Below are 25,500 nucleotides of genomic sequence, written 5' to 3'. Positions count from 1 at the left end.
ATAAGATCGATACGAGGACAAGAGATGCGACTGATCCAATTTCTGACCACCGCCGGCAGCCGGGCTGTCGCGTTGGTCATATCGAACGAACAAGTCCAACTGCTACAAGGTGTCAGCACTGTCTACCAACTGGCACAGCAGGCGCTTAGCACCAACACCCCTATCCAGGCGCTGGTTAGCCAACTGGCTGGCGGTGAAATGGCCGACTATGCCGCGATTCGTAGCCAGGGCCGCTTATTAGCCCCCTTTGATCATCCGGATCCGGCGCATTTGCTGGTGACAGGCACAGGCTTAACCCACTTGGGCAGTGCCGATACCCGCGCCAATATGCATGCCCAAACCAGTGGCAAAACTCAGGCTGAACTGACCGACACCATGAAAATGTTCAAACTGGGTGTGGAAGGCGGCAAGCCGGACGCAGGCCAGACAGGTGTGCAACCTGAGTGGTTTTATAAAGGGGATGGCAGCATAGTGGTCCCCCCCGGTACTGCGTTGCCGTCCCCTGTTTTTGCCTTAGATGGCGGCGAAGAGCCGGAAATTGTCGGAGTTTATATCAACGACGCCGAAGGTCAGCCCTGGCGTATTGGTTTTGCGTTGGGTAATGAGTTTTCCGACCATAAAACCGAGCGGCTGAATTATTTGTACCTGGCGCATTCCAAACTGCGTCCCTGCTCCTTTGGCCCGGAATTATTGCTGGGTGAGCTGCCGGCCCATATTGAAGGGGTATCGCGGATTTACCGCAATGGCGAGTTGCTGTGGCAGAAAGCCTTTGTCAGTGGTGAAGACAATATGTCGCACAGCGTGGCCAACTTAGAGCATCACCACTTTAAATATCCGTTATTCTGCCGCCCTGGCGATGGCCATCTGCATTACTTCGGCACCGCCACCTTAAGTTTTGGTGACGGCATTGAAACTCAGCTTGGTGATGTGTTTGAAATTGAAGCTGTAGCCTTTGGCGCACCGCTGCAAAACAGTCTGGGCCAGGAGCAACAACCGCTTCGCAGCGTTAAAACCCTGTAAAAAGCAAAGGGGTCAGGTCTTGTATTTTGCATTGAGATGCAAAATACAAGACCTGACCCCAATCTATTAGTCCTGCCGCGCCAGGTTCTTCAGCGCGTATTCCAGATTCTCTTTTGACTTGGCCAGTAACTGGAACATTTCAAGTTTGGCTTTAGTGGCGTCACCGCTGGCAATCGCCTGATACACACCCTTATGGCCTGGCAATGAGTCGGTGTACTCTTCGCTAATCGAACTACTTAAGCGGAACAGGCCCATTAATGCCGTCTGGATGGTCATGCCCAAAGAAATCATAAATTCGTTATTGGTCGCATCCAGCACCGCCATATGAAACTCCAGATCACTGGAGAACACCGCATCAGTGCCCAGCTCTGCCTGTTCCATGGCTTCATAGGCTTTGGCCAGCACCAACACCTGTTCTTCGGTGCGGTTGCGTGCCGCCAGTTCTGCTGCAGCAGGTTCGAAAATTTCGCGGATTTCAAACAACGAGATAAAAAACTGCGGTGATGGTTTAGATTCAAAGCACCAGCTCAGAATTTCACTGTCAAACATATTCCAGTGCTTGCGTGGCCGGATGCGGGTGCCCAGTTTAGGTCTGGATTCAAGTAAACCTTTGGACGTCAGAATTTTAAAGGCTTCACGCAGCGCAGTCCGGGACACGCCAAGTTCTTCGCCTATGCTGGTTTCATTTGGAATGTATTCGCCAGGCTGATACACACCACTGACAATGCGGGTGCCTAATTCTTCAGCCACCCAGCCATGAATACTTTGAGGCCGGCTTTTTAACTGATTGGCCATTGAGTTCCCCTGCGCGTCTCACTCAGCCTGAGCGTAATTACTACTACAATAATAGTTATAATATCTTATTTTCAATGCCAAAGTGGAATAAAGACCAGATTTTATTAGCTTTTTGTAAAAAACAGCAAAATCATAGGCATTGGTCTATTAAATAGCAATACAGCTTGGTCGCCATGCATAAGCTGCTGAGTTTATTTGATAAAAACTGCAATTTATTGCTGTAGAGGGTAGAATGCATTTTTTGCGCTTTGATCCGTTCTGTTTTGGAGTTTATTGAATTGCCGGTCAAAATCAGCCCGGCCGACGTGAAAGTCGGTTATGCCATTAAATTACCTGTTGGCTGGATGAAACACCCTTTCCTGACCAATAAGCTGGTGGTAGAAAATCAGCAGCAAGTCCGGATTATCCAGTCGCTGGATCTGGAGTTTGTCTATTTCTACCCGGAGCGCAGCAGCGTGGCGCTGGACAACCCGTCTGAGCCGCAAGAACAAGCCAGTCTGGATATAGCCGATATTCAGGCCAAAACCGAAATGCAACACGAGAAAATGCGCCGGATTGAGCAAGCCAAAGCGCAGCGTCGTGAATTACAGAAAACTGAAAAAGCCTTTGCTCAGTCTGTGGTGCAAGTTCGGCAACTGATGAGCCAGATTGGCAGCCGCCCACTGAATGCGATTCAGGATGCCGATATGCTGGTGGGCCAGCTGGCCGACACTATTCTTGGTGCAGATGCCTTGGTGCTGCACCTGATCTCGCAAGCAGGAAAAGAGCAGGAAGGTTTGTACTACCATGCACTGAACGTATCTATCCTGTCGATGATGCTGGCCAAGCAGCTGAAGTTCAGTGCCGAGCAGGTCAAGCTGGTCGGGTTGGGTGCTTTGTTCCATGACATAGGCAAACTGAAAGTACCGGCGCAAATTCTGCGTAAAACCACAGCACTGACGACACCAGAGGAAAACTTTCTCAAGTTACACGGCAAACTCGGACTGGATTTGTTAAAACTCAGTGACCAGTTTCCTGACGCCGCCAAAACTATTGTCGAGCAGCACCACGAATACCTGGATGGCAGTGGCTATCCTGCAGGCTTAAAAGCGGAGCAAATTGACAAACTGGCCCGGGCTGTGGCGGTGGTCAATGAATTCGACAATTTATGCCACCCGGTCGATCCCAGCAAAGCACGCTCGCCGCACCATGCACTATCGGCGATGTACAAAAGTATGAAGGGAAAGCTCGGCGATGTGGAGATGAAGCTGCTGATCAAAATGATGGGCATCTACCCGCCAGGCACAGTGGTGCAATTAAGTGACCAACGCATTGGCATCGTACTGTCGGTCAACGAAGAAGCCATGCTCTACCCCAATATCCTGATTTATGACCCGGATGTGCCACGGCTGGAAGCACCAGTCATTACGCTGGCTGCAGACGGGCTGAAGATTGAAAAAGCAATACGGGCGAAAAGTTTGCCGCCGGAAGTTTATGGCTATCTCAACCCAAGAGCACAGATCAGTTACTATGTTCAGCAAAAATAATTTTTTAGCTTTCAGTTAGTTAAATAAGAAGTCAGACCTGTTAGCAAAAAACTGCTGCTCTAGTGGCCCTCTTTTGCTATGATGCGCGGCCATTTTTCGTACGAAAAGTGACCGATTGTTGCAGGATTCAGGGATTCAAACTGCAGAATTAATCGCTTTGCACCCTGGCAGGCACCCTGGGGGGAAAGCAAACTGATATTTTGTTATGACCCCAAACCCGCAAGCACAATTATTGATTTGGTTCGTCTTTCTGCTGGCGATTATTGCCGGTATTGCCTGGGCGCTGATGACCAGGCCTTTGCGTGTTGCCCCTAAAGCAAGCGTGCGCTTTTTCATCACTAACGTCTTGCTGGCGATCGGCGTCTATTTACTATTGCTTGGTCAGAATCACAGTTACTGGGGATTCTGGCTGGCTTCTGATCTGTTTATTTTATCCAGCTTCGCCACCTTAGGCTGGGGTATCCAGCACTTGTTTAAACAGCCAACCTCTGCTTTGCGTGACAGCCTGCTGCTGTCAGTCTGTGCCGCTCTGATGCTGATGTTGCATTTAACTGCAAATATAGGTACGGAGCTCGGCGTGTCGTTTTGTGTCACCGCCAGCTACCTGCTCGGTCAGGCTGGCCGCAATAAGTTTATTGCCATTCGTCACCACTTTAATAGTCTGGCCGCCAGTTTGATGGCCATTCCTCTGTTGTTAACCGCCTTACTCTTTGTGGTGCGGGCCTTGCTGTTGCTGGTGTTACCAGCAGATAACCAGGACATGTTAAACCATGCCTCGGAGCAAGGCCTGCCGATGCTATGGTGTTATGTGGTGCTGATCCTTGCGGTCAATGCCACTGTATTTGGTGGCGCTTTGGCCCGCTTAGTCGCCAAAATCCGCACCATGGCGGAACATGACCCACTGACAGGCCTTTACAACAGAGGCGCTGTGTTAAAACGCTTGCAGCAATGCCATGAAAACCTGCAGAAACAGCAAATCCCTTACGGTCTGATCCTGCTGGATCTGGACCACTTTAAACAAATCAATGACAGTTATGGCCATGACGCTGGCGATGCGGCACTGCAACAATGTGCAGCGACGCTGCGCTCGTCGGTGCGGCCCAACGATATTCTGAGCCGTTATGGTGGCGAAGAATTCCTGCTGGTATTGCCAGACTGTGCCGAAGCTTATGTCTGCGCCGTCGCAGAGCGCGTCTGCCTGGCCATAGAGCAATCCCCTTTACAGTGGCAACAACAGCAACTGCAACTTTCAGCCAGTCTGGGACATATCTGGGCCGACCCGGATCTGACCGTCGACCAGCTGCTGTCTCTGGCGGACAAAGCCATGTACCAGGCCAAAGGTGCCGGTCGTAATACCAGTGTCAAAGCGGCACAGCACCACAGCGGCAGTTCAGGTCCGCTCTGAGCTTGTTTCAGATCAAAGCCTGTTGCATAAATTCCGGTAGTCTGTGCGCACTTTATAAGCACAAAAGCCAGTCGGTCCGCACTGACAGAGACCAGCTGGTTCAGTGCCGGATGCGACAGGACCCTTATGCCAGCCACTCCAACCCCGGATCTGACCCAACTCAGCTCCAGCCAGCCTTTAACTGAACTGCTGAGCCGGCAACCTCTGATCTGTTGCCCGCCAGAACAATCAGTGCAACAGGTCGCCTGCCTGATGGCCAGCCGCAATATCAGCTGTGTGCTGGTGGAACAGGGCCAGCGGATCATCGGGATCTGGACTGAATCCGACAGCAAAAAACTGCTGTGCCGTGACCCCGATTGCCTGGACCTGCCGATCAGCCAGGTGATGAGCAGCCCGGTGCTGACCATTAACCATCAGGCCAGCGCAGCTGACGCCACAGAACTGATGAAACGTACTGACATTCGCCGTTTGCTGGTGGTCGATGAACAGCAACAGGCCATTGGTATTCTGACCCAAACGGATCTGATCCGGCAGCAACAGCTGGAGCATTATCTGGTGCTGCGCGATATCGCTTCTTTGCTGAACGATGCGCCTTTAGTGCTGCAAGGGCATCAAAGCCTGTCGACGGCCGCCTATGCCATGGCCGAAAGCCGCACCGACGCCGTGCTGGTCCAGCTGGAAAGCGGTGAATACGGCATAGTGACAGAACGCGATCTGGTCCGGTTAATCGCCGCCAAACGCACCCGGCTCAACCTGCAGCAAGTGGCCAGTTTTCCGCTGTTAACCTTACCGGCCCATGCCAGCCTGATGCAGGCGGTGCAAACGCTGGAACACAATGGCTACCGCCATCTGGGGGTGACTTCGCCCAGCGGCCAGCTCTGTGGTTTGCTGTCGTACAGCCACTTGTTACTGAATATGGAGCACCTGTATATCCGCGAACTACGGGCCGCACTGGAGGCGCATAATCTGGCGCTGCGCAGTTCGGCCGAACACCTGAAGCTGGCCTATCAGGTGATTGAAGCGTCGCAGGACGCTATTATGATCACCGACCGGCACGGGGTGATCCAATCGGTCAATCCGGCGTTTTGCCAGCTGACCGGCTACAGCGTCAGTGACGCCTTGGGCCAAACCCCACGCTTACTCAGCTCTGGGCTGCACAATGGCCACTTCTACCAGCAACTGTGGTTGCAGTTGCAGCAACAGGGCCACTGGCAAGGCGAAATTTACAATAAACGTAAAAACGGCGAAGTGTACCCGGAGTGGCTGTCCATCAGTGCAATTCGCAGTGAAGATGGCATGGTCAGCCAATACGCCGCCATTTTTTCTGACATGACAGAGCGGAAAAAACGCGAAGAGAAAATTCACCAACTGGCGTTTTTTGACGAAATGACCGGCCTGGCCAACCGGCGCTTGTTCCATGACCGGCTGGCACTTAGCCTGGCCAATGCCAAGCGGCACCGCCATTTACTGGCCGTGCTTTTTCTCGATCTGGATTTATTTAAACGTATTAACGACACCCTGGGGCATCAGGCCGGCGACCAGGTGCTGATCCAGGTAGGCAAACGCTTAAGCCAGGTGGTGCGGACCGGCGAATCTGTCGCCCGGCTGGGTGGCGATGAGTTTACCCTGCTCATGCCGGAGTGCAGCTCGGTGCAGGATGCCGAACAGCTGGCCCGCCGCATAGTGCAGCAATTCAGCCTGCCGTTTTTAATTGGCGATCAGGAGCTGGTACTGACCACCAGCATTGGCATCGCCTTTTACCCGGAAGATGCCGACAGCGCCGACGAATTGCTGCGCTGCGCCGATGTCGCCATGTACCAGGCCAAATCGTCCGGCCGTAATCACTACGCCTTCTACCACCACAGTCTGGGCAAACGCCACCGCGACGCACTGGAACTGGAACAGGCGCTGCGCCGCGCTATGGCCGAACAACGGCTGGAGGTGCATTACCAACCGAAAATCTGCCTGGCCGACGGCCGGGTTGACAGCCTGGAAGCCCTGGTCCGCTGGCACGACCCACAGCGTGGCCAGGTACCACCTGATTTATTTATTCCGGTGGCAGAAAACCTTGGCCTGATCCAACAACTGGGGGCTTATGTGCTGCAGCACGTCTGCGCCCAGCTGGCGCAGTGGCCAGCACAGACCAGGGTTGCCGTCAATATTTCTGCCAAAGAGCTGAGTGCCAGCAGCTTTCTGCCCATGGTGCGGCAGTTGCTGCAGCGTTATGGCATTGCACCCGGCCAGCTGGAGCTGGAAATTACTGAAAGCTGTCTGGTGCCGGAGCAGGCAGAGCAGACCTTACGTTTGCTCAGCGCCTTGCGGCAGATGGGTATTCGAATTGCCATTGATGACTTTGGCACCGGCTATTCGTCGCTGTCTTATTTGCGTCATTTGCCTATCGACAGCATCAAAATCGATCGCAGCTTTATCCGCGCCCTTCCCGCAGATGTCAGTGATTGCCAGATCACCAGCGCGATCCTGGCCATGGCCAAAGCCTTGGGTTTGCAAGTGGTGGCCGAGGGGATAGAAACCCCGCAGCAGTTGGAGTTTCTGCTGCAGGCCGGTTGCGATTTAGGCCAGGGCTATTTATTTGCCCGACCCCAACCGGCTGCAGCTCTAAAACTCTGATCGAAGGTGCTGAGGGTCAGTGCTGATGAGCCGCCTCTGGTTGTGGTGGAACAGGCACGCCTTTGCTTTGCCATTTCATCACGACAAATTTCAGCGGCACCTTGCCAGTATTGCGGATGCCGTGCGAATCCCAGGGCGCTGCATACAAAATGTCACCGGCTTTGGCTGGAATTTCTTTGTCGTGCAACGACCAGACGCCGGAGCCTTCAATCACCATCAGGTATTCTTCTTCAGCATGCACATGCGGTGGATGGATTTCCTGACCTGGCTCAATCACCGCCACGCCAGTCAGCGCGTCTTGGGTACCAAAGGTCTGACCGGAAAAATAGGTGCTGAATACATAGCCTTTGCCATGTTCTGCTTTGGCTTGCTCTGCGCTGACAATAGCCGACGGCACAGCGGCGGCAGGCTTCGCCGCGGCCAGGTCCGCAGCGGCAGCTGTACCGGCGGCTAACGCCGTTAGCAGGGTGAAACTCGGGATCATTCGGTTCATGCTGTTGCTCCTTGATTGCAAGTACTGGCTTTACTTTGCCTTCAAAGCCACAGGGAGAACAGGTCAAAAGCGCTGAATACCAATTTTCGTAACATGGTTGGCAGCTGGCTTACAGAGGCCGTATCGCGACTTTACGGAATTTAATCACCCCTTTGCCCCACTGCAGCGCCAACGGGCCCTGCTTGAATTCACTGTCGTCCAGGTCCGCTGTGACCTGACCATTCAGCACCACCTTTAAACGTGTGCCTTTGGCGCTGATCTCAAAGCGGTTCCAGTGGCCGCCCGCTTTGGGCATCGGCTGCAGTGCTTTGGCCACCCGCACTATGGCACCTGTGCCGTAACTGGGGTCTGGCCGCTGGTCAAAAATATTCACTTCGTAGCAGCGCTTGTCATTGATGAGAGTGCTGTCCAGGCAACGCAAAAACACGCCGCTGTTGGCATCCTCACTGGCCCAGAATTCCACCACCAGTTCAAAATCGGCGTAGCTGGCCGGGCTCAGTAAAAAGGCACCGTCGCTGTCGCCTGCACTGGCCTGAACCGCACCGTCCTTTAACTGCCAGTTGGCCACGCCTGAGGGCTGCAGCAGGTTAATGCCGCTCTGACCGTCCAGTAAAACCTGCCAATCAGGCTCAGCCTGAGCCAGTGCCTGACTGCCACAAAGGGCAACACTCAGGCTCAGGCCAAGTCCCTGAGCAAATCCTTTGATCCTGTTCATGTTATGTCCTTTGGTTGTGCCAGAAGGCGGTAATGGTAAAGCGGCCCGTCCAGGGGTTTTCGTCATAGGCATAATCCGCCGGGATATCGCCTGAATGCAAGGACGAACAGCGGTACAGCAGCAGACGGTTTTTTCGCGCCGGAATTTGCAGTACGCGCTGGTACAGCGCGGTATCACCATTGATATAGCCTTTGGGCTCAGGGCTTTGCTGCAATTCAGCGCTTAATTGCTGCTGATACTGCCCAAGGCGGGGCTGGTCGACATACTCAAAACCACTGCTGCGGTGCCGGTAAAAACTGGTGCCGCCATGCTCGGCACCACATAAATACAATACAGCGGCCAATTCCTGCTGCTGCGGCCGGTCAAAGTGCGGCAACCGCTGGGGCAGGCTCAGTTGGTCAGCGGCTGTAGTCACCAGCGAATAAAAGCAGTTCAGCTGACTCAGCCCGGTCGCCGGCAAGCCAAATACCGGTTGCAGCACTGCGGCCAGTCGTTGCTGCATCCACTGCGCAAAACCCGGAGGCGCTGCAGAACGCAGGCCTGGGTACAAGCCGCCAGCCTGTTGCACGTCCTGCTGAGTCAGTGCATAGTCAATCAGCGAGTCCGGTTCGGGCACAAAGTCGTCCACCAGCAGCAGCGGTTGTTGCTCCTGACCAAAACGCATCGCCTGACATTTCACGGCCCACTCCTTATTTCATCGCTGCTTTGCAGTGCTGATTAATAAAGTCCTGATGCGAGGGCATGTAATCCACCGACTTGCGCACCACTGCGCGGATACTGTCCATCCGTTTGGCCAGCTCGTCGTCGCTGAACATATCCGCCAGCGGGTGATAAGCCGTTGGAGTAATGCCCTGCCCCAACATCACTTCGAACCAGCTTAAGTCGCTGAACATTTCCTGGTTAAAACGGAAGATGCGGCCAGAGGCACGGAACTGCTCTATTTTCTGCGTCAGCTCCGCAGGGACGTCCATAGTGCGGCAATGGCGCCAGAAAGCCGAATCGTCGCGCTCAGTGGCGTGGTAATGCAAAATCAGAAAATCGCGGATGCGCTGGTAATCAAAATCCATCTGGCGGTTAAATTCGTCGATATCGGCCGGCTCAAAACGCCGGTCCGGAAAGAAACTAAACAGCTTGGAAATAGCCGCCTGCACCAGATGCAGACTGGTGGACTCCAGCGGCTCCATAAAGCCGCTGGCGAGGCCAATGGCCAGGCAGTTTTTCGACCAGAACTTTTTTCGTTTGCCGGTGGTGAATTTCAGTAGACGCGGTTCGGCCAGGGCTTCGCCGTCCAGCTGCTGCATCAGCAATGAGGTGGCTTCATCGTCCGACATAAATTTGCTGCTAAACACATGACCATTGCCGGTACGGTGCTGCAGCGGAATACGCCAGATCCAACCGGCTTTTTGCGCCGCCGCCCGGGTAAAAGGCCAGGGGTCGCCAACTTTGGCGCAAGGCACCGCCACCGCGCTGTCGCACGGCAGCCAGTGACTCCAATCCTCATACCCGGCCTGCAGTGTTTTTTCTATCAACAGCCCCTGAAAGCCAGAGCAATCAATAAAAAAGTCGGCTTCATGCACGCTGCCATCGTCCAGCTGCAACGAGCGGATAAAGCCATTGTCCCATTGCTGCACCGACTGCACCTTGCCTTCGGTGCGCTCCACTCCCCAGCCTTGCGCCAATTCACGCAAATACAGCGCAAACAAACCGGCGTCAAAATGAAAGGCGTAAGCAATGTTGGATAACGGCGAATTGCCGGCGTCAATCGAACGCATAAAACGTCGCTCATCGCAGGCCAGCGAGGTTAAGGTGTACTCATCCAGCGGAGCTGCTTTACCTTGCAGATGCTGGCGCAGCCAGTAGTGATAAAACTGGATGCCTTCCATATTTTTGCCAACTTCACCAAAGGCGTGGTAATAACTGTGGCCCGGTTTTAACCAGTCTTTAAATTGAATACCCAGTTTAAAGGTGGCCTGGGTGCGGCGCATAAACTCGTCTTCATCCAGACCAATCAGCTGGTTATACAACATAATTTGCGGAATGGTGGCTTCGCCGACCCCAACAGTGCCTATCTGGTCGGACTCAATCAGTTGAATGTGACAAAACTGGTTTTTAAGCACCTTGCCAAGGGCCGCCGCCGTCATCCAGCCGGCTGAACCTCCGCCTAATACGATGATTTTTTTTAGTTTATTCATCTATGTTCCAACAGCGTCTTCAATAGAAAAATGCGCTTCTGTTTTCACAAAAGCGCATTTGGCTTAGTGGCCACACCACAATGTCAGAAATTCGCCCGCATCACCAGCGCCAGGCGGCGGTCAGACACGAACCAGGAACGTCCTGCCTCCATCCCTTCATCGTTCAGCATCATCAGGGTTTCCGACTGCGAGTTGGTCAGGTTGGTCGCCTGCAAACCGACACTGAAATTGTCGCTGATGTTGTAGAACACTGAGGCGTCGACCTGGCCATGATCGTCATACCACAGCGGCGCTTTACTGATCACGTCGCGGGTGGTCAGCAGGTACTTCGAGCGCCAGTTGTACGCCACCCGGGCACTCCAGCCATTTTTCTCGTACATACCCACAATGTTAAAAGTACGGTCGGACTGGCCCTGCAACGGAATGTTGTCCAGGTTGACCCGAATACCGGTGTCGGTGAAATCATCCCCCACCCAGGTTTCGTCATCGGCATCAATCTGGTTGTTTGGCACACCGCTGGCGTCAATGTAGGTAAAGCTCGCCTGCATGCCTAACCCATTCCACGGCTCTGGCAGCATGTCGAAAAACTGCTGATAGGCCAGTTCCAGACCGTCCATTTTGCCGTCACCGGCGTTGGTGGTCGTCGTGACTAACGCCGTCTGACTGGCGCCGGTCACCGGGTTGGTAAAGCTCTGCGGGAACGCGCCCTGCACAAAGTAGTTTTTCAAGTCTTTGTGGAACAAGGTGGCACTTAATTGACCGACGTCGGCAAAATACCATTCCAGTGCAAAGTCATACTGCACCGACTCCATCGGCTTCAGATAAGGGTTGCCACCACTGCCGGTCCAGATCGGTACATAAGCCCGTTGGATCAGGTTGTCCTGCGGAAGTGGCGGGTTGTCCTCATCAATTTCCATAATAGGCCGCACTGTCATAATAGGCTCAGTGCCTAAAGACACTTTGTTGATCACGTCGCCCATATCCGGCAGAGCCACAGCTTTGGACGCAGCAAAACGACCAATCAGCTCGTCGGTCAGCTCCACTTTGATGTTAAAGCTCGGCAAGGTCATAGTGAATTTAGTTTCTGCTTCCAGCCGGCTGTCGGTGTCGTTACCAAAAGCCCGGTCATGGTCTGGCAGGTAGTTCACTGCATCGCTGATCCAGCGGTTTTCAGAGGCGCGCAGCGCATCTTCCACCGTGGCATAGGTACCAGCTGCCACTTGCTGGTTAACATAGTTCAGCACTAATTCCGGCGTCAGCTGGCGGTTTTGCAGTTCAGCCGGCGGCAGGAAATCGGGCAGCAGATCCGGGAAATTGACATAACCATTGGCTTCGCGGGTCAGCTCGACATAACGCAGACCAATATTACCGCTGTAACGCAAATCCCCCTGGCCTTCGAAATTCAGCTTCAGGTACACCGCTTTGTTGGTTTCTGTGGTGTCATTAATTTCACCCGGCTGGAAAATACCGAACTCATCATCCACGCCATCCCGCTGTGGATAGGGCGTCCAGGTGCCACCAGCTGATTTATAGGCCTGCCGGGCCGGGTTGGCGCCCATAATGGAACGGACATAGGCTTCCGTCATCGCAATGGTTTTGCCGCCCTGGATATTAACTACACCACCATTATGAAAATCGGACCAGTCCACCAGCTCATAATCACCCTCTAACTCAGACAGCGTATCCAACCAACCGGCCGGCGCTGCACCGCTGTATTCAGGCGCTAAAGCCCCCCAGTTCCAACTGGTGGCCCGCACTGTCTGTTCACGTTTGGCGTATCGCACACCGGCTTGCAATGAGGTCAGCACCCCCTGACCTTCAAACTCATAGGTACCGTCCAGCCGCACTGCAACAGAGTCGCCTTCGGAGCGCTCATAGTGGTCCATAGCGCTGCGCAGGAAATAAGAGCTTGGATCCTGGAAGTAATTGCTGTCCCCCGCCGGATCACCGCTAAAACCTGGGTAACCGGTGGCAAAATTGGCCGGGTTAGCATCACGATAACCAAACCAGGGCTCCAGTAAGGTCATGCTTGGCGTACTGCCGGTCACATCATACTGCTGGCCAGCGAAAGCGCCGGTCATCACCACCACGTCATCATCCTGAGTATTGGCTTTCACCACCTGAATATCGCCAACCAGCTTCAGTTGGTCTGTGGCTTTCCATTCCAGGTTTAACGAAAAATCTTCCACTTCGGTGTTGGTGTCTTTCACCCGGCTGTCAAACTGGGTGACATAACCAAACTGGTTACGGGCATTGGTGCCCCAGCCACGGGCGACCCGGTCGACGTTGCCATCCGCGGCGCGCCAGCCATCCACACCTTGGGTGATAATGCCGGACTCGAACAGACCGTTGTCGTCAAACTCAAACTCGGTGCCTTCCAGCGGACGGGAACGACGACCGTCAATATTGTAATAACCGCCCTGGTATTTGATGGCCTGTTCATGCCAGGACAAGCGCGCATCGGACCGAATGTACTGGAAGGTGCCGAGGAAAGTATCGTCCGCATTCTGGAACTGGAAGGCGGCAGAAGCGCCATTGCGTTCGCGGTCGTCAAATTTTTTCAGCGCGTTGGCGGCATTCGGCATCCAGACCACGCCTTTGCCATCATCACCAACGAAATCTTCCGCACCGGCCAGGGTATTGGCGTAATACGGCACATAAGCGTCGGACTGGATCCCATGCGATTCACCGTACAACTGCGAATGCGCCAGGTTAAATAACATGCCAAATTCAGCGCCGCTGTCCAGCGTGTAGCGGTCGCTGAATAAACCAGAAATCGTCGGGCTGCCTTTTTCAGCGATATCGCCATAGGACCAGTCACCGCTGATGGCGACCACCCGGCCTGCCGAGTCAAACGGCTTACGGGTGCGTAAACTGACGGTGCCACCAATACCGCCTTCAATCATATCGGCGGTCTGGTTTTTATAAATATCGACGCCGCCCATCAGTTCAGGCGACACATCCTGAAACGACAAGCCGCGGCCTGAGTTGGCGGTGAAAGAATCGCGACCGTTGAATTCACTGCGGGTCTGCGTCATACCACGGATAATGGCGCCACTGCCCTCGACGCTAAAGTGGTCCGGGTCATCCGGGCCGGCAAAACGTTCTACAGATACGCCAGGCACCCGCTGAATAGCTTCCAGCACGCTGCGATCCGGCAATACGCCGATGTCTTCAGCTGAGATGCCATCGACCACAGTGTCGGCTAAACGCTTAATATTTTGCGCGCTTTGCAGGTTGGCTCTGGTGCCCCGGACTTCAATAACTTCGGTTTTATCGTCGGTTTTCGCTGCCGCTTTTTCAGCTTCAGCTTGCTGTTGGGCATAGGCCTGAGCAGAACAACCCAGCATGGCCATTAGCAGCAAGGACGGCCTGAACGCAGGCAAACGAACACTGGTACGGTTCGCAGCTTGTGCAACCATAGTAATCTCCCCGTTGTGTGTTTGTACCCCGGTTAAGTTGCGGCCTGTAGCCTGCTGTTGTTATGGCAACCGGGTCTGTTTTTTTGCAGCTGAGCCTTTGCCAGGACCTCAGATCCCTGAAAGGCAGAAGCTGTCGGTATAGATACTGGAGTGAAGTGTTCTTTAGGTCCAGCCCTCTGAAAAAAAACGGAATAGCGAAAACAGAATTCACACGAAAAAAAATTCACCTGTCCGGCACAGTGGCATTATCTTTCTGTTTAATAAAGAAAAACCTGCTTACCTTCCGGCAAGCAGGTTACTCCGGGTGCGGCAACACTCAGTGCTCTGACGAGTGTTTCTCGGCAGCAAAGGCCGCCAGCAGGTACAGCAGGGGCGCGTTCCAGTTAATGGCAATTTCGTTACTGGCATAACTGCAATAGTCATCCAGGTAAGACAAAGCAGGCTGCCTGCTGGTGTAATTGCATTTATCCTGCTGGCCCGGGTTGGGACCACCAGCCAGCCAGCCGGGTACTGGCGCCTTCACACCGTCCGCTTCCGAGGGTCTGTGGTGGATGTGCTGAGGCGTTTGGCTGCCAACACCTGTCACAAAGGAATAACCGGTTGGGTTACGACCAAACAGATAATCCAGCAAGTTCAGCGCTGCCTGTCGGTACTGTGCTTGACCGCTGAGCAGATAACTCTGATACAACAACACCGCTTTGCCAGCTGCCACCGAATTACTGCCCCAGATAAAGTCTGATTTGATCAGGGCCACCCGATAAGGCGACTGCTGTTGCTGATGCAAAAACAGTTCAGCCTCCGCCAAAAAAGCGGTTTTTAGCGGCTGCTTCTGTGATTCGGTCAGCGTCTCCGAGCGCAACAATTGCCAATAGACCAGCGCCACCGGGTTGTTCCAGGACGCGACCTGCATCGGCACATTGAAGGCGCTGAATTCCAGCCAATACGCCGGGTCCCCGGTCAACAAAAACAGCTGGGCGGCGGCGGTCGCAAACTCATCGGTCAGCTTGTCGTCACCATAGGCACCGGTACTGACATCACTCGGCTGCTGATAAACCACAGCCGGGTTGGCCTTGGCCCAGTGCCAGGCCTGAACTGCGCTTTGGGCATAATCGGCGGCCAGCCCCGGCAACTGGCGGTCAAACTGCTGCAGCACCTGGCTGGCTTTGGCCATCACCGCAGCGTAGTTCAGCGCGGCCGCGGTGGTTTTTTGCACCAGATAACGTGGCGAGTTTGCCTGTGCAGGCATCACAGTGCCGTCAAATTTCAGGTTGGTCAGCTTGTGGTACACCCCACCGTCGGCCGGATCCTGCATGGTGCGCAGCCAGCGCAGATTCCACAGGGTTTCGTCCAGCAGGTCCGGTAACGTATTGCCGGATTCAGGAATAGCCCAGCGCCGCTGCTGATAAAACCCGGCGAAGTCAGTCCAGGCCTGCAGCATCGTTAACAGGGTGACACCTGAATTCACCACATACTTGTTGTAATCACCGGCGTCGTACCAACCTTGTGGCGACGACAGCACAGTCCCTGCTGGCCGACTGGCCGAAGCGGCCGACGCATGAATGCGTACCTGGTCGTCCGGATGCCCTGCGGCCCGGGCCCAGGGCCCTGCCAGCTCTGCGGTTAATGCGGTGGAGGCGCGGTTAAAGTAATAGGCTTTGGCGACGGCATCATGCGCTGCCGCCCATGGTGCCGGGCGGACTTGCACCAGCTGCGCGGCTTGGCAGCCCTCCAGCAGTAAAGAGTAATCTCCTGCCGTTTGCAGCGCCGACAGATCGAGCACTGCGGCTTTACGGCCTGCCTCAGCCCAGAATTCTGGCGTTGCAGTGCGGCCGGACAACAGCAGTTTGCCCTGGCTGTCCAACGCCTGATAACGCACAGCGGACGACGCTTCCAACACCAGTAACTTGGGCTGCTCCGGCGCAAACCCCAACTGATTCATCCGCACTGCCGGGCAACTTGGGCTTGTTGTCGCACAGCCACAAAGCCAGGCTGCCGATGCCAGCGCCAGCAGGCCACGTGCATAACGCCAGGGCTTCATCGGGTGGCCTCCGCCGCCAGCTGCAGCAAGGCGTTAACGACGGCTTTCGGTTGATTCTGCCGGTCAAATAACAAGGCGTAGTCGGTACGGCCTTGCATTGGCCAGCCATTACGCCAGCTTTGTTGATCGTTCACGCCCCAGAGGGTCACCCGGCTGATTTTGTCGCTGTGACGTAAAAAGATGCGGAACAGCCCGCTAAAACGCTCTTGTTGCAACGCAGCCACCTCCGCAGGTAAGCCCTGGCTATAGGGATTAAATTGCTGCTGCAGTTGTTGGTTTAGCGAAATATCTGCGCCTATCGCCTTGTCATCCACCCGTGGCAACACCGTAATATCCAGCTCGGTAATCATCACCTGAACACCTGTGGCGGCAAAAGCCACAATGGAGTCTTCCACTTGCTGTAAGTCGGGATAATCCAGCCCATAATGACCCTGCATGCCAATACCGCTGATCGGAATACCAGCTTTTTGCAGCTGCTGCACGATACGGATAGCGCCCTGCCGCTTTTCTGGGTTATACAGGTTGTAGTCGTTGTAGTACAGCTCAGCTGCCGGATCGGCGGCATGCGCCAGCTGATAGACAGTGGCAATGTAATCGTCCCCTAAAATTTGCCGCCATGGGCTGTCGCGCAAAGTGCCATCTTCATTCAGCGCCTCATTCAGTACATCCCAGCCTTTCACCTGACCTTTGTAGCGCCCCATGACCTGATTGATATGGCTGGTCAGCCGCTGCAACACCAGGGCTTTGGACGCCGGTTTGCCGTCAGGGCCGGTAAAAACCCAGGCCGGTGTCTGCTGATGCCACATCAGGGTATGGCCAATCAAACTGGCATTATTCTGTTTAGCCAGCCTGAGCAGCGCATCGGCCGGACCGAAGTTAAATTGGCCTTCTGCAGGCTGCAACTCTTCCCACTTCATCACATTTTCAGCGGTCAGCGCATTAAAGTGTTGCTGCACTACCTCACGAGCCGCCAGAGCTGCCTGGTCTTGGCCTTCAATCTGGCCCTGACTAAGCGCAGTGCCAATTAAAAAATGACTGGCATAGGCTTGTTTTAAGCCAGGTTGTGCTGGCTTGGCCTGTGGTTCGGCCAGTACCGACTGGCTGAGCACTAAGGCACTTAGCAGACTAATAAGCAATTTCATCGTCGCGTCTCCCTGTGGGGGTATTGTTAGTTTTTAGTTGTTGTACTGCTTTGGGCCCGGTATGGGCTGACCGGTGGCCCGAGATAACTGGGTTTAAGCGCGCCTGTGTTGATCAGAATACGCTCAATCACCACTCCGGGGTCAACCAGATAAATCTTCAATTGATGACTGCCTGCTGACGGTACCTTCAGGCGGCTTTTCACCAGTCGGATCCCGTCCAGCACCCCCTGTTGCCAGGCGGCATTGCTGCGATCCGTCAGGGTACTGAGCAGAACCGGCTCCTGGTCATCCAGGGCCAGCGCCAGGCGCAGCGTGCTGCCAGGCACAAAATCCAGGCTGGGTGCCAGCATCAACTGCAATTCAAACTCACCGGCACGCTGAAAATAGACAGGGTACTGCAGATAAGGCGCCTGACTGACGCTTTGTGGCTGATAGTCGGCTTTAGTGGTCGCCACCATAGCGCCACCGCCCCGGCCATGGCCAGGCAACAGCTGCCAGCGCGCATCCGCTTGCGGGCGTTCGGCACTGCCACTGCTGCCATCCAGCGCTATATAGCCATCGGTATCGAGATAACCGCTGCCGCCAGAGGCCGCTTTGTTCGCCAGCACCGTTACCCGGGCGCCGCCCCAGCCAATGCCTTTAATCTGCACTTCGCCCTGATTTAATCCGTCCGCGGCTTTCGCCCAGTTGACCCGTACCTGGATCACCTGCTGCTGCTTCACGGTACCAGCGCTGTGGCTGAGTTCTATCCAGTCGGCAGAGGCGTTGGCACTAAAGTCAAACGGCGTCTGGCCGCGGTTAAAGACTTCAATGCGTCGCTCTGCCTGACCATCCGGATAGAAGGTGTCGAGCGCCAGCGGCTGCTGACGGTATTCGCTTTCGGGCCAATAAAAGGCCGCCCCTTCGGCCATCACGCCCATATCCGCGCCAGGTGGAGTTGTACGCTGCAATAACGCAGGGAGCTGGTTTTGCGCCGGGTCGTTCCAGTAGTTATACCCCAGGTGCGGCTGCGACATCAGATGGTTCCAGCGGCCGTTGCCAAGTGCGTGATAGGCAGCGGTCAGCTCGGCATCACGGGCAAACCAGAACTGCGCCTGCGCTGCCCAATCATTGGTGCTGGCCCGGCCTTGTTGGCCATGCAACTGATTCATCGCCACAGCGCGGTTAATTTCAAACACCGCCTGACTGGCTTTGAGCGGATGTGCAACCAATTGCACAAAGGCATCCTGATACGCGCTGCCCAGTTGTTGCTGCACCTTGTCAGAGCGCTGCACTAAGTCAGCCAGCTCACGGCTGACCCGTTCGGCTTCGTTATAATGCAACAGGCTGTAAGTGCCGGGTTCAATCGCTTCCGGTTTGCGCCGGCCATTGTGTTTGGTATAGCCCTGTAATAAAGCGGCGATGGTGCTGGCATGGGCCGGGCCAAATTGCTGAGCCGCCCAGTCTGTGGTCCATTGCTGCAGGTTATCAGCGCTAAAGCGTTCCGGGTCCCAGGCCATGCGCAGGAAGAAGTCGGTCGGCAGTTCCATTGGCTTTAAATCGCCGACATTGACTATCCAGATACGATCAGCGCCATAACGCCAGGCCAGCTCCATTTGCTGCCAGATTTTGCTCAGTGGCACTGTGTTAATCCAGCGGTACGAACGTGGCTCACCAACGTAATCAAAATGGTAATAGACGCCAGCGCCGCCGGCACGGTTGCGCTCTGCAGCTGTGGGCAGGCGGCGGATATTGCCAAAGTTATCGTCAGCCCACAGCAAGGTGACATCGTCCGGCACCCGCATGCCGCGCTCATAAAAACCCTGCACTTCTTTATACAAAGCCCAGACTTGCGGCACCTGTGTCAGCTTTGCTGCGCCAAAGGTGTCGCTGAGGATCTGCCGCTGATCGGCCACTATTTGCTCCAGCAGTGCGATGTTCTCGCCTTCCTTCATCGGCTCATCCTGCTGACCGCGCATGCCGAGGGTAAAGATGCTCTCCAGATTTTTGTGCCTTTGTGCGCCCTGCTGCCAGAACTTATACAGTTCTGCTTTATTGCTGGAGTATTCCCAGGGGCCTTTGCCGTAGCGGTTCCATTCTTTGTCAGCCCGCAGCATCGGCTCGTGGTGGCTGTTGCTCATCACAATGCCCATTTCGTCTGCCAGCAGCGGGTTTTGCGGGTCATCGTCGGCAAAGGCATTATTCCACATGGCTGGCCACAAGAAGTTGGCTTTCAGCCGTTGCAGCAACTCAAACACATGCAGGTAAAATTTATGGTTGTAGCCGCCAAATTTTTCCTGCACCCAGCTGCTCAGCGCCGGCGCTTCGTCATTCAGGAAAATGCCGCGGTATTTCACTTTGGGAGCGTCCAGCACTCGGGTGCCCGCCTTTACCCAGAGCGCGGACTTTTTCGTCACCGGCACATCCGCCCACCAGACCCAGGGCGACACACCAATCTGCTCGGCCAGGTCATACACCGCATAAATAGCGCCGCGTTTATCGTTACCGGCCAGCACCAGCGCTTGCTCCACACCGGGCAGCGGCTGTTGCACCAGCTCTATCTGGTAGCCATCCCAGCGGCCACGCAATTGGCTGAAATCCAGTTTGCCGCGTTGTTCCAGCGTGGTGAGCAACCGGCTTTTATCGAGACTGCCAATGATGAGCGCCAACGGCTGGTCTGGTTTGGCGCTTTGCACCAGCCTGACCCCACTGACCTTTTCAATATCCTGCTGCAGGCTTTGCACCGCACGCAGCAGGCCCGGATGATCCTGGGTGTCTATCACAATCTGTGCCTGTTGCGCCGGGCTGACCAAGGCAAAATCACCTGGACCCTGGCCGTCACCAATATACGAAGTGGCCGCCAGCGCCTTGGTGCTAAAGCTGCCGGCCAGCAGCAGATAAAAACCAAACATCAGCGCTTTCATGGTTTGTCCTCCAAACGGCTGTAGAGCCCAAGCGTGCTGCCAACAAAACCGCCAGCCACCTGAGTGCTCAGCACTGTGCCATCCTGCACAGGCCCGAATGCTTGCCAGCCCTGGCCTGGCAGCTGGTAGTAGAAGCTCAGCTCTGCGCCCGCGCCTGTCACTTTCAACTGCAGCTCCTGCGGGCCTGCGGGCAGCTGTTCAGCCAGCAGCTGCGTCGCTTTGGCTCCTTTGGCCTGCTCTAAAAAAACTTCCGCGCCGCTGGCGGTGCGGCGCGCGCCGATATAGTAGTGATGCAACTCGTTTTGCAGCAGTACCAAGCCAGCCGATTGACCAGCCGAAGGCAGCTGAAGCGCCGTACTGGCGGTAAAATTTAAATGCTGCAAGCGACGGCCGATAAAAGCCGGTTGCCCCGAAGACTCCAGCCGGTCGGCTTTGGCCCGCAAGTGCAAAGCCCCATCCTTTAACTGCAGCCAGGACTGGTCAAACTGACGCAGCCAGTTCCAGTTCAGATCCAATACAGTTGAGGCAAACTCATCCCGCCAGACAAAGTTGCCCGTTTGCGGCACAGTCACTGGCTGTGGCTTCAGGCTAGCCGGGCTGGCCAGTTGATAAGGAATAGCCAGGCCTTGGGTTAAAATCTGCGGCCAGCCATCCTGCCAGTGCACCGGCAACAGATAAGTCTCTCGGCCGACATTGGAATACCGCTGCTGATAAGCTCGGGCGGCCAGAAACACCGCCCACCAGCTGCCGTCGTCCAGTTGGATAAAATCGGCATGGCCTGCGGTGGTGATCGGGCTCGCTCGGTCCGGTGCTAAATCCCGTTGGGTCAGAATTGGGTTTTGCACTGCCGGCACAAAAGGTTCACTCAGGCTGCGCGAGCGGAAAATCACCGCCGAATGCTGGTCCGCCGTACCGCCTTCGGCGCACAGCAGATAGTACCAGCCATTGTGTTTATACAAATGCGGCCCTTCAATCCAAATCGGTTGTTGGCGGATATCCACACCACCATTGACCAGCAGGCGTTTTGACTCTGGTTTTACTTTTTTGGCCACAGGGTCAAACTGCCACAACCAGATAGCCCGGTGCCCTTCGTACAAAGGTTCACCCGGTGGCGCGTCATTGTGGCTGATATACACCTTGCCATCCTCATCAAAAAATAAGTCCGGGTCTATGCCACCCACTTCGGGTAACCAGATTGGATCCGACCAGGGCCCGGCTGGATCCGTCGCCGTCAGGATAAAGTTGCCACCCTGATCCACCACAGTGCCAATCAGGTAAAAGGTGCCCTGGTGATAGCGCAGCGTTGGCGCGTAAATACCGCGCGACAAACCGGCACCGGCAAACTCAAACTGCGATGGCCGGGTGAGTGCATGGCCAATCAGCTGCCAGTTCACCAGGTCTTTGCTGTGCAAAATGGGCAAACCGGGCAGGTAGCTGAATGAGGAGTTCACCAGATAAAAATCATCGCCTCTGCGGGTAATACTGGGGTCGGGAAAAAAACCAGCCAGCACCGGGTTGCGGTAGTGCCCGACCTTGAGCGGCACAGCAAACACCGCATCCTCACCCTGATACTGAAACCAGCCAAACCGGGCACTGGCGGCTTCTGCCGCCCAGCTGGACTGCCAAAAACTGCAAAGCAAAGCGCATAACGGCCATAGATGTCGCATTGGATCCCCTGTTGTGTTTTTTTGCTTTCAGCGGATTAAAAGGAAAAACACCCGGCAAGACAATGGGTTGAGGCTTATGAAAACTGGGGGGCGCTGTGCGTTTTTTGGCATCTACCCTGCGTACTTGACGCTGCAGCTTTGTTGGCAGCGCCTTCTCGCCCAGGTGACAAAAAACAACCCCGACTGGCTTGGTTCAGCTGCAGCGGAAAAGGCAAAGCCCACGCAGCCACGCCGTAAACCCATCCCTGGGGGGCAGCGTAGCGTGTTGTTCGGCATCCGGCTCTTTGCAGAGCAAAGGGCGTTCTTGCGGCGATAAGCCAAATTATTGGCTTATCGAAATCCCGCAATCACCCTCACAGGGGCGGCTTAGTTCTTTGCCTTCCCTCGCTTTGGATAGACTCCGTTAGTTTACTGTTTTAGTTCAGGGAAATTTTGATACTGCACCGTAAAAAGTAATGCCAGTCAGCTTAACTGACTGGCATGAATCCCGGCTGGCTGGCCGGGGTTGTGCTGGTATCAAAGTGAGGTTATTCGTTCACCGCCATCGCATTGACTGCAGCGCCCTGACCTTCGCGGAACTCTTTCGGTGTCTGACCGAAGTGGCGTTTAAACACAGCATACATATATTGCAGTGACGGGTAACCACAGATATTGGCAATTTCGGTCGGGCTAACCTGAGTTTCCAGCAGCATTTTGCAGGCGCGGGTCAGTTTCTGATTATGCAGTTCGGTATGAATAGAATGGCCACGCTCCGCCCGGAACCGTTGCTCCAGATTGGAGCGCGAAATGCCGACATAGTCCGTCACCTGCTCCACCTTGACACCCCGGCTGGCATGGCGGCGAATGTAGTGCATCGCCTGAATCACATAAGGGTCACGTAGTGCTTTGTAATCTGTCGATTGGCGCGAAGCCACGCCCACCGGTGCCACCAGCGTGCGTTTTTTGCCGACATCAATATTGTTCAGTTGGGTGTGCAGCAGCTTGGCGGCCTGATAACCCATTTCAAAGCAGCCTTGGGTGACTGAGCTTAAGCTGATGCGGCTTAAGAGGCGGGCAATGTCGTCATCGTCGATGCCGATAATGGACACCTGATCCGGCACAATAATGCCAAGATGCTCACAGGCTTGCAGCAGATGGCGGGCGCGCGAGTCAGTGACGGCAATAATACCGACCGGCTTGGGCAGGCTTTGCACCCAATCGGTCAACCTGTTCATCGCGTATTGCCAGGTTTCAGGCCGGGTGCAGTGCCCCTGATAAATCTGGCAGTCAAAGCCATCCTGGGCTGTTAGTTTGCGCACCGCATTTTCACGCTCTCTGGCCCAGCGGTGGTTGTCGTCTACCGGCACTGAATAAAAGGCGAAACTGTCGAGGCCTTTGCGCTTTAAATGCTCATAAGCCGCTTCAACCAACGCTGCATTGTTGGTGGCGACATAAGGAACAGCCGGGTAGTCTTCCGCATTGGCGTAAGAGCCGCCGACACCGACCACAGGTTTATTCCAGAGCGCCAGCGCCTGCTGAATATTGATGTCATCAAAATCAGCAATGATGCCGTCGCCGCCCCATTCGTGGATATGTTCCAGCCGGCAGGAGAAATCTTCTTCCAGATAGATATCCCAGTCGACTTTGGAGGATTGCAGATAGTGGCCTATGCCTTCAATGACTTGACGGTCATAGACTTTATTGGCGTTAAACAGCAGTGTGATGCTGTGTTTGGCTTTGAACATGATTTCACCATTTTTGTTTTTTTAATTTTGGTGTAGCGACTACCAGAAATAGCTTCGCCCCTGTCGTCCAAAGCCACCTCTCTGATGCACCAACTTGTATCAAATCTGTTCAATCTTAGATCGGTTCAGTTTTTTTCTGAAACGAAAAAACATAATTCAGCAAAGAAATGTGAATTTTCATAATTGCCGCTTAGGCCTGCCGTCACCAAGGATGAATCCAAAGTTCAGCCGCAACACAGAAGGCACCCCATGAGTTACTTAGGCATAGATTTAGGCACATCCGGCATTAAGGTGATACTGCTGGACGAACAAGGCAAAGTCACAGACAGCGCCAGCGCTGAGCTGCAGCTCAGCCGGCCGCAGCCACTTTGGTCAGAGCAGAACCCGCACCACTGGTGGCTTGCACTGCAAAAATGTCTGGACGAACTGGCAGCTAAAAACTATTTGGCTGAAGTCAAAGCTATTGGTTTAGCAGGCCAGATGCATGGTGCCACTTTGTTGGATGCCGCAGGCGAAGTGATACGACCCGCCATTCTGTGGAACGATGGCCGCTCCTTCGCGCAGTGCCAGCAAATGGAAAACGAAATTTCGCAATTGCATGCGCTGACAGGCAATCTGGCAATGCCTGGTTTTACCGCGCCAAAACTACTGTGGTTGCACCAGAATGAACCAGAGCACTTTGCACGGGTGGCCAAAGTGCTACTGCCAAAAGACTACCTACGGTATTGTCTGTCGGGCGATTATGCATCGGATATGTCTGATTCCGCCGGCACCTTATGGCTGGACGTTGGCCAACGCGACTGGAGCGATGCACTGCTGACCGCTTGTGACCTGAACCGCTCACAAATGCCAGCCTTATTCGAAGGCAATCAGATCACCGGCCACTTGAAGCCGGAGCTGGCCAGCCGCTGGGGCATGCAACCTGTGCCGCTGGTCGCTGGCGGTGGTGACAATGCCGCAGGCGCTGTCGGTGCCGGTTTGGTGCGACCAGGTCAAGCCATGTTGTCACTTGGCACATCGGGCGTGTACTTTGCCGTCTGTGATGGCTTTAAAGCCAACCCAGAGTCGGCCGTGCATGCCTTTTGCCATGCGTTGCCAGGCAGTTGGCACTTAATGGCGGTCACCTTAAGCGCGGCCAGTTGCCTGCAGTGGTACGCCGAACAGATTGTAAAAGCCCCGGTCGCCGACTTGCTGCAGCAGCTGGAGCAAGGGCCAGACCCTGTGGCTGATGCGCCGCTGTTTTTACCTTACCTGTCTGGCGAACGCACCCCCCATAACAATCCAAATGCCCAGGGCGCCTGGTTTGGTTTAACGCATAACACAGACCAACGCGCCATGACCTATGCCGTGCTGGAAGGAGTTAGCTTTGCATTAGCGCAAGGCGCTTATGCGCTGCATGACTCCGGTCTGGTGCCGGACGAAATTAACCTGATTGGTGGTGGCGCCCGCAGCCCGTACTGGCGGCAATTGCTGGCGGATGTGCTGAATAAACCGCTGACTTTCCGCGAAAGCGGTGAAGTGGGCCCGGCACTGGGCGCAGCGCGACTGGCCCAGCTGGCGATGAACCCGGATAAGCCACTATCGGCCCTCTGTCCGCCGCCGCCAGTCGTCAGTCAGCACCAGCCGGATGCGACGCGTCATGCCGTGCTCAGCCAGCGTTACCAACGATTTATTGCTTTGTATCAGGCGGTGTCGCCGCTTTTTTAAGCCGCAGCGGCTGTAAAAATTCACTTTTTGCCGCCCTTAAGCAAAAGCACAAACTGGCTCTGAAAAAACATAATTGTTCAGAGCCGCAACCCTACCCAAACTAACGCCATAGCAAATTTTTAT

Annotated in this window: 16 protein-coding genes; 5 read left to right on the top strand and 11 right to left on the bottom strand. The window is 54.9% G+C overall.

What is annotated here, in order from left to right:
• Nucleotides 1–24: 24 nt before the first annotated feature.
• Nucleotides 25–1,020: an AraD1 family protein gene (gene araD1, locus ACFO3I_RS11765; protein WP_377334179.1), complete on the top strand. Its 996-nt coding sequence runs from the start codon at nucleotides 25–27 to the stop codon at nucleotides 1,018–1,020.
• A 66-nt stretch (nucleotides 1,021–1,086) separates the two neighbouring features.
• Here the strand turns inward: araD1 and ACFO3I_RS11760 are convergent, their stop codons facing one another.
• Nucleotides 1,087–1,815 (bottom strand): FadR/GntR family transcriptional regulator, encoded by a 729-nt coding sequence (locus ACFO3I_RS11760; protein WP_377334178.1) that lies wholly within the window; start codon nucleotides 1,813–1,815, stop codon nucleotides 1,087–1,089.
• Nucleotides 1,816–2,063: 248 nt separating this feature from the next.
• Between ACFO3I_RS11760 and ACFO3I_RS11755 the strand changes: the two genes are divergently transcribed.
• The 3 genes from ACFO3I_RS11755 to ACFO3I_RS11745 all read left to right on the top strand — a co-directional run bounded on the left by ACFO3I_RS11755 (nucleotide 2,064) and on the right by ACFO3I_RS11745 (nucleotide 7,374).
• Nucleotides 2,064–3,341, top strand: a complete 1,278-nt coding sequence (locus ACFO3I_RS11755) for an HD-GYP domain-containing protein (RefSeq protein WP_377334177.1) — start codon at nucleotides 2,064–2,066, stop codon at nucleotides 3,339–3,341.
• A 205-nt stretch (nucleotides 3,342–3,546) separates the two neighbouring features.
• A complete protein-coding gene (locus tag ACFO3I_RS11750; protein WP_377334176.1) occupies nucleotides 3,547–4,746 on the top strand; it encodes a GGDEF domain-containing protein in 1,200 nt (399 codons plus the stop codon).
• 126 nt (nucleotides 4,747–4,872) lie between these two features.
• Nucleotides 4,873–7,374, top strand: coding sequence for an EAL domain-containing protein (locus tag ACFO3I_RS11745; RefSeq protein WP_377334175.1), 2,502 nt, complete (start codon nucleotides 4,873–4,875; stop codon nucleotides 7,372–7,374).
• A 16-nt stretch (nucleotides 7,375–7,390) separates the two neighbouring features.
• Here ACFO3I_RS11745 and ACFO3I_RS11740 read toward each other — a convergent pair whose 3' ends face one another.
• The 10 genes from ACFO3I_RS11740 to ACFO3I_RS11695 all read right to left on the bottom strand — a co-directional run bounded on the left by ACFO3I_RS11740 (nucleotide 7,391) and on the right by ACFO3I_RS11695 (nucleotide 23,670).
• Nucleotides 7,391–7,867 carry a cupin domain-containing protein gene (locus tag ACFO3I_RS11740; RefSeq protein WP_377334174.1) on the bottom strand — a complete coding sequence of 159 codons (477 nt, stop codon included), beginning with the start codon at nucleotides 7,865–7,867 and terminating at the stop codon, nucleotides 7,391–7,393.
• Nucleotides 7,868–7,976: 109 nt separating this feature from the next.
• Complete coding sequence (locus tag ACFO3I_RS11735) at nucleotides 7,977–8,582, bottom strand: 3-keto-disaccharide hydrolase (RefSeq protein ID WP_377334173.1); 606 nt, start codon at nucleotides 8,580–8,582, stop codon at nucleotides 7,977–7,979.
• Nucleotide 8,583: 1 nt separating this feature from the next.
• Nucleotides 8,584–9,261, bottom strand: coding sequence for a DUF6445 family protein (locus ACFO3I_RS11730; RefSeq protein WP_377334172.1), 678 nt, complete (start codon nucleotides 9,259–9,261; stop codon nucleotides 8,584–8,586).
• Nucleotides 9,262–9,271: 10 nt separating this feature from the next.
• Nucleotides 9,272–10,774, bottom strand: coding sequence for a tryptophan halogenase family protein (locus ACFO3I_RS11725; RefSeq protein WP_377334171.1), 1,503 nt, complete (start codon nucleotides 10,772–10,774; stop codon nucleotides 9,272–9,274).
• An 83-nt stretch (nucleotides 10,775–10,857) separates the two neighbouring features.
• Entirely contained in the window at nucleotides 10,858–14,196 is a 3,339-nt protein-coding gene (locus tag ACFO3I_RS11720; RefSeq protein WP_377334170.1) for a TonB-dependent receptor, read from the bottom strand.
• Nucleotides 14,197–14,512: 316 nt separating this feature from the next.
• Nucleotides 14,513–16,234, bottom strand: a complete 1,722-nt coding sequence (locus ACFO3I_RS11715) for a glycoside hydrolase family 9 protein (RefSeq protein WP_377334169.1) — start codon at nucleotides 16,232–16,234, stop codon at nucleotides 14,513–14,515.
• Nucleotides 16,231–17,376 carry an endo-1,4-beta-xylanase gene (locus ACFO3I_RS11710; RefSeq protein WP_377334168.1) on the bottom strand — a complete coding sequence of 382 codons (1,146 nt, stop codon included), beginning with the start codon at nucleotides 17,374–17,376 and terminating at the stop codon, nucleotides 16,231–16,233. The genes ACFO3I_RS11715 and ACFO3I_RS11710 overlap by 4 nt, the downstream gene beginning before the upstream one ends.
• Nucleotides 17,377–17,402: 26 nt before the next feature.
• The gene (locus tag ACFO3I_RS11705; RefSeq protein WP_377334167.1) at nucleotides 17,403–20,279 is read right to left on the bottom strand and encodes a glycosyl hydrolase 115 family protein; all 2,877 of its coding nucleotides are present in this window, start codon (nucleotides 20,277–20,279) and stop codon (nucleotides 17,403–17,405) included.
• Nucleotides 20,276–21,946: a glycoside hydrolase family 43 protein gene (locus tag ACFO3I_RS11700; RefSeq protein ID WP_377334166.1), complete on the bottom strand. Its 1,671-nt coding sequence runs from the start codon at nucleotides 21,944–21,946 to the stop codon at nucleotides 20,276–20,278. Before ACFO3I_RS11700 ends, ACFO3I_RS11705 begins: the two co-directional genes overlap by 4 nt.
• Before the next feature lie 527 nt (nucleotides 21,947–22,473).
• Complete coding sequence (locus ACFO3I_RS11695) at nucleotides 22,474–23,670, bottom strand: XylR family transcriptional regulator (RefSeq protein WP_377334165.1); 1,197 nt, start codon at nucleotides 23,668–23,670, stop codon at nucleotides 22,474–22,476.
• A gap of 249 nt (nucleotides 23,671–23,919) precedes the next feature.
• On the opposite strand from ACFO3I_RS11695, the gene xylB reads away from it, so the two are divergent.
• A complete protein-coding gene (xylB, locus tag ACFO3I_RS11690; protein ID WP_377334164.1) occupies nucleotides 23,920–25,377 on the top strand; it encodes a xylulokinase in 1,458 nt (485 codons plus the stop codon).
• Nucleotides 25,378–25,500 lie beyond the last annotated feature (123 nt).

The organism is Rheinheimera marina (genome assembly GCF_042654345.1).
GTDB lineage: Bacteria > Pseudomonadota > Gammaproteobacteria > Enterobacterales > Alteromonadaceae > Pararheinheimera > Pararheinheimera marina.
Note: the sequence above shows the minus strand (reverse complement) of the source record. Positions and strands in the feature narration are given on the sequence as shown.

Bases quoted from the DNA above. Each gene is read 5' to 3' on its own strand.
- ACFO3I_RS11735 (WP_377334173.1), bottom strand. From the start codon at position 8,582: ATGAACAGGATCAAAGGATTTGCTCAGGGACTTGGCCTGAGCCTGAGT.
- ACFO3I_RS11710 (WP_377334168.1), bottom strand. From the start codon at position 17,376: ATGAAATTGCTTATTAGTCTGCTAAGTGCCTTAGTGCTCAGCCAGTCG.
- ACFO3I_RS11720 (WP_377334170.1), bottom strand. From the start codon at position 14,196: ATGGTTGCACAAGCTGCGAACCGTACCAGTGTTCGTTTGCCTGCGTTC.
- ACFO3I_RS11760 (WP_377334178.1), bottom strand. From the start codon at position 1,815: ATGGCCAATCAGTTAAAAAGCCGGCCTCAAAGTATTCATGGCTGGGTG.
- ACFO3I_RS11715 (WP_377334169.1), bottom strand. From the start codon at position 16,234: ATGAAGCCCTGGCGTTATGCACGTGGCCTGCTGGCGCTGGCATCGGCA.
- ACFO3I_RS11695 (WP_377334165.1), bottom strand. From the start codon at position 23,670: ATGTTCAAAGCCAAACACAGCATCACACTGCTGTTTAACGCCAATAAA.
- ACFO3I_RS11750 (WP_377334176.1), top strand. From the start codon at position 3,547: ATGACCCCAAACCCGCAAGCACAATTATTGATTTGGTTCGTCTTTCTG.
- ACFO3I_RS11705 (WP_377334167.1), bottom strand. From the start codon at position 20,279: ATGAAAGCGCTGATGTTTGGTTTTTATCTGCTGCTGGCCGGCAGCTTT.
- ACFO3I_RS11700 (WP_377334166.1), bottom strand. From the start codon at position 21,946: ATGCGACATCTATGGCCGTTATGCGCTTTGCTTTGCAGTTTTTGGCAG.
- xylB (WP_377334164.1), top strand. From the start codon at position 23,920: ATGAGTTACTTAGGCATAGATTTAGGCACATCCGGCATTAAGGTGATA.
- araD1 (WP_377334179.1), top strand. From the start codon at position 25: ATGCGACTGATCCAATTTCTGACCACCGCCGGCAGCCGGGCTGTCGCG.
- ACFO3I_RS11740 (WP_377334174.1), bottom strand. From the start codon at position 7,867: ATGAACCGAATGATCCCGAGTTTCACCCTGCTAACGGCGTTAGCCGCC.
- ACFO3I_RS11745 (WP_377334175.1), top strand. From the start codon at position 4,873: ATGCCAGCCACTCCAACCCCGGATCTGACCCAACTCAGCTCCAGCCAG.
- ACFO3I_RS11725 (WP_377334171.1), bottom strand. From the start codon at position 10,774: ATGAATAAACTAAAAAAAATCATCGTATTAGGCGGAGGTTCAGCCGGC.